Here is a 3734-nt window from a genome sequence, read left to right as displayed (position 1 = left end):
CGGCCGCCGCATCAATCTGGTTGCCGGAGTGCGGTACAGCGCCCACGGCTTTCTCGACGAGGGAGCTTTCTTCGGGGATGGCCAGATTGATGCGGCGGCCGGGCATTTCACGCGTGATGCGGATGTAGTCGCCAGCGGGGTCCATGCCGAAGAGGGAGGTGCGGAAGCCGTCCTTGCCGCGTGCGGCACCGTGGCAGCCACCTTGATTGCAACCACCGCGCATGAACACGGGCATGCAGTCGAGGCGGAAGGAAATGGCGCGATCTTTGGTGCCGTTTTTCACTTCGACTGCGGCTTTGACCGTCTGGCCACCGAGGGTGGCGATGACTTCGGTGCTGCCAGCGTCGGCGACGGGTTTCAGCATCAGATTCTCGAGTGATGCGATCTTGCTGTCGGCGACTCGGAGATCACAAACGTTGGTGACGTCCTTGGTGGTGGCATCCTGGAAGGTGGCCAGCACGACGACGCGGTGGAAATCGCGCTTGGTTTCCAGGGAGTACTTTTCCGGCAGGATCTGGATGTTCTTCAGCGTGGGCAGCTTCTTCTGAAGCTCGGCCAGCGCCTGACGCTGCTCGGGTGTTTTGTACTGAAGGGTGAGGTTCTGCGGCCACTGAGCACCTGCGGCGATCCAGCGCTTGAGCACGTCGATCTCCTTCGCGGCGAGCGGCCCGCCTTTCGGAGGCATGATGTCGTCATGGTCTTTGGGAAGGATGACGCGCTTGATCATCTCGCTTTCATCGGGCTTGCCGACGACAAGGGCGGGGCCGTCAGCACCGCCTTTGAGCAGTGCGGCGGCGGAGTCCATCAGGAGCTTGCCTTTGATCTTGTTGGGATTGTGGCACTCCAAGCACTTGGTTTCCAAGATGGGCTGCACATCACGCACGAAATCAATGCCGGGAACTGCGGCTGTAGGGGCTGCTGCTACAGCGGGCGCGGTGGCAGGCGCCGCAGGGTCAGCAGCAAAACCGAGGGATGTGATGGCGAGTGTGAAGAGAGAAGCTCGCAGGGGGCTTTTCATAAATGGTAGGATCAAGGGGTTAATCAAGCTACGGGCTGGAGGGGAGGCATTTATCACGGATGCGAAAAAACACTGTGAATAAGCTCATCAGGCCTCCAGCGCCGCCAGTCGCTGGCCGATAGGAGGGTGGGAGTAATGCAGCCAGACGGTCAGTACGTGTGGATTTGGGTGGGTGAGGTGGTCGAGCGAGAGTTTTTGCAGACCTGCGATCAGAGGGGCATTTCCGCAGGCGGCACGCGCGAAGGCGTCGGCTTGGAATTCGTGCCTGCGGCTCAGGGCGCTGCTCACCAAACCCAACAGCAGGCTGGCAGGCTGATAGAGGATGCTGAAGAGCACCAGCCCCAGACCGAGCGGCTGGCCGGTGACGCCGAAAGCCTGGAAAAAGGCGGGTGACTGCAGGGCGGCATGCAGCAGGTAAAACATGAGTCCGCTTTCCAGCAGGCCAAGGATGAGTTGCTGCGGCACGTGGCGGCATTTGTGGTGCCCGATTTCATGGGCCAGGATCGCCTCCAGCTCTTCCTGCGAGTGTTTTTCGATCAAGGTGTCGAAGAGGGCGATGCGCTTGTTTTTGCCGAAGCCGCTGAGAAAGGCATTGGCCTTGCTGGAGCGGCGCGAGCCATCCACGACTGAGACGTCAACGACGGGGAACTTTAAACGTGCGGCCAGGGCAAGGAGCGCCTCGCGCAGGGGGCCGTCTTCCAGGGGCTTGAATTTGAGAAACAAGGGCATCAGCAGCCGAGGGGAGAGCCAGGCCATGACGATGCTGAATCCTGCCACCGTGAGCCAGGTGTAGAGCACGGCCTGCGTCTGAGTTTGGAAGAACCAGAGGATCAGCGCCAGCAGCGGGCCACCGAGCAGGGCGGTGAGCAGCAGCCCTTTGATGCGATCACTGATGAAAGTGCCCACGGTGGTGCGGTTGAAGCCGTACTCGGCTTCGATCTTGAAGGTGTCATAGGCATCGAAGGGCAGGGAGAAGATATTTTGCACCAGCATGAGCAGGCCGATGACGCCCACGCCCGTTTGGACTGCATTCAATCCCCAGCTGGCACTCCAGCGCTGCAGCCAGTCAAAGCCGCCGCTCCACCAGAACAAAACCAGAGCGCCCACGGAAAAGGTGCTGCGCAGCAGATCCAGCTGGGAGGATTTGCCGGCGTATTCACCCGCCTTCTGCACTGTTTCCTCCGAGAAGATTGCTTTCAACCTCTGAGGCAAAGCATGGCGGAACTGGGCGAGGTTCAGAAAGGTGGCGATGATCTCAAGATGAAAGACGCCGAGCACGCCGACGACGGCGGCGATGAACCAGGGATTGGAGAGAGACATGCGAAGGGAAGGGGGCGCTAAGGCCCATGAATGGGTTGGTTTCAGGACGATGGAGCAGTGCTGCCAGATTCCCGAAATTTTGTGTAACCACTCGCGCTGTGCGGCATTTCAGTCAATGACCACCTCCGAGCCAACCATGTTCAAAACCCTCACTCTACTCTTCACCTTTCTCGGCGTTCTTCCAGCGTGCGCACAAATCGGCGGATCGTTGCGTGAGCGGATCGCCCAGCGGATGCAATCGGCTGCTGAACCTAGGGGCGAGGAAATGAGCTATGGCTCGGACCCGCTGCAAAAGCTGGATTACTGGAAGCCGACCGCTCCGGGATCACCGATCGTCATTTATGTGCACGGTGGTGGCTGGAAGCGTGGCGACAAGCGGATGGCCTCGGGAGAGAAGGGCACTCACTTCGTGCAGCAGGGGTATGCTTTTGCGTCGCTCAATTACCGGCTCGTGCCATCCTGCACCGTGGAAGAGCAGGCGCAGGATGTGGCGAATGGCATCGCTTATCTGATCAGGAATGCTGAGAAGCTGGGCTTTGATGGCAAGCGTGTGGCTTTGATAGGTCACAGCGCTGGGGCGCACCTGGTCGCATTGGTTGGAACGGATCTGAGCTACCTGAAGATCGCGGAGGTGGGACCGAAGGCCCTGCGTGGGGTGATCCCGCTGGATGGTGCGGCGTATGATGTGTCGCGCCAGATTGCCGAAGGCGGGGACTTCATGCATGACACCTACTTGCAAGCCTTTGGCACCGATCCGGAGCGCCAGAAAAAGCTTTCTCCGACAGCACAGGCCGCCACACCGAATGCCCCGGCTTTCCTCATTCTTCACGTACAGCGTGTGGATGGCACCGCTCAGTCGATCGCTCTTGGCGAGGCATTGCGCAAAGCGGGCACGCCTGCGGAGGTCAAAGGCTTTGAGGGGCGTGGACTTCAGGGGCACGCAGAGATCAATCGCAAGCTGGGGGATCCTTCCTATCCCGCGACACCTGTGGTGGATGCGTGGCTGAAGAGCATTCTGGCGAAGTGAGGCGGCGTCTTGCCGCTCAGGATTCAATGCTCAGCGTTCAAAGTGGGCTCTTCCACGCTCGAAGCGTGCTCATGCCCGTGCTCTGCCTGATGTACGAGGTACGCGGCAAAGATGTCCTCCAGCTCCATCACGCTGCCGATCTGGGAGAAGCGCTGGCGCAGCCACTTGCCGCCGGGGATGGACTTGGTGTAGTTCATGAGGCGATTGCGCATGGAGCGAATCGTCGGCAGTTCGCCCATGTGGGCATTGCGGGCGATGGCCATCTGGCAGTGGCGGCGCATGAAGTTGAAGCGCTCTTCCACAGTCGCATGCGGGGCATGGGTGCCGGTGGCGAGGTAATGCTTTGCCTCTTTGAAAACCCACGGGTTC

Annotated in this window: 4 protein-coding genes; 1 reads left to right on the top strand and 3 read right to left on the bottom strand. The window is 60.1% G+C overall.

The window, feature by feature from the left end; translation table 11 throughout:
• Positions 1-1018, bottom strand: a 1018-nt coding sequence (locus tag ACIREA_RS28465) for a c-type cytochrome domain-containing protein (protein ID WP_397385706.1), incomplete at its 3' end; no start/stop codon positions are given.
• A gap of 87 nt (positions 1019-1105) precedes the next feature.
• A complete protein-coding gene (locus tag ACIREA_RS28460) occupies positions 1106-2338 on the bottom strand; it encodes a M48 family metallopeptidase (RefSeq protein ID WP_397385705.1) in 1233 nt (410 codons plus the stop codon).
• 136 nt (positions 2339-2474) lie between these two features.
• Between ACIREA_RS28460 and ACIREA_RS28455 the strand changes: the two genes are divergently transcribed.
• A complete protein-coding gene (locus ACIREA_RS28455; protein WP_397385704.1) occupies positions 2475-3365 on the top strand; it encodes an alpha/beta hydrolase in 891 nt (296 codons plus the stop codon).
• Positions 3366-3388: 23 nt separating this feature from the next.
• Here the strand turns inward: ACIREA_RS28455 and ACIREA_RS28450 are convergent.
• On the bottom strand, positions 3389-3734 hold a 346-nt coding region (locus ACIREA_RS28450), incomplete at its 5' end, for a tRNA-dihydrouridine synthase (RefSeq protein ID WP_397385703.1).

This window comes from Prosthecobacter sp., assembly GCF_044373815.1.
Classification (GTDB): domain Bacteria; phylum Verrucomicrobiota; class Verrucomicrobiia; order Verrucomicrobiales; family Verrucomicrobiaceae; genus Prosthecobacter.
This window is presented reverse-complemented; position numbering and strand designations above follow the sequence as displayed.